Here is an 819-nt window from a genome sequence, read left to right as displayed (position 1 = left end):
CTACTACTCTATTTAAAGTAATAGAATCTATACTTGGTTGTTTGAAGTTTACTGTTTCATTTTTTGCAATATTAAAGGTATTCCAATTTATTGATGCTTTATTAGAGGCTTGGTTTATATTAGTGACATTACCATTTTGTGAAATACTTGCAGTTCCACTTGTTACAGTCCCTCCTGTTGGGCTTGAAAAAGATAACGTTGTACTTGCTACCATTGCAGATACTACTAAAGATATCTTTCCACCTTTTAGTATTCTGAATCTTGAACTAAAATCATTTAACCTTTTCATGTTATTTTTCCTTTTTCATTTTCTTATTTTATTTTAGGGAAATTATAACTTGTTAAAAAATCAAAGTAGTAGCAAAAATAAAATTATTTTTGCTACTACTTTGATACTATGTATTTATATGTTAATTTACTTGTATCTAATGATAAAGATAAGGAAAAAAGAACAATAGTTTAAGAAATGATAGTTCTGCTTCTTTTGCTTTCATCTGTGGGTATTAAAAGTAAACCTACAAGATGAAATAAATCTTTTAAAAAATTATTTTAAACTCTACACCAAGGTTATTATTCTTTGCAGTAATAGTACCATCAAGTCTATCAGTAATAAGCATTTTGGCAAGTGCCAAGCCTATTCCTTTTCCTTCTTTTTCATTTTTAGATGTAATAAAATATTCAAATACTTTCTCTATTGGCTTAATTTTTATTCCACCAGCAGTATCTTCATAAGTCAATATCTTTTTATCATTTATTAGTTCTAATTTAATTGTGATGGTATTATTTTCTTTATTAGAAAATGCATCAAGTGAGTTATCT

At 26.6% G+C, this 819-nt stretch carries 1 protein-coding gene and 1 pseudogene; both read right to left on the bottom strand.

Annotated elements, in window-relative coordinates:
* Positions 1-289, bottom strand: a pseudogene (locus tag D9T19_RS14405) (hypothetical protein); the annotation flags it as partial.
* Positions 290-536: 247 nt separating this feature from the next.
* A partial coding sequence (locus D9T19_RS14400) for an ATP-binding protein (RefSeq protein ID WP_162984610.1) occupies positions 537-819 on the bottom strand: 283 nt, incomplete at its 5' end.

Source organism: Poseidonibacter antarcticus (genome assembly GCF_003667345.1).
In the GTDB taxonomy this organism is placed as follows: Bacteria; Campylobacterota; Campylobacteria; order Campylobacterales; family Arcobacteraceae; genus Poseidonibacter; species Poseidonibacter antarcticus.
This window is presented reverse-complemented; position numbering and strand designations above follow the sequence as displayed.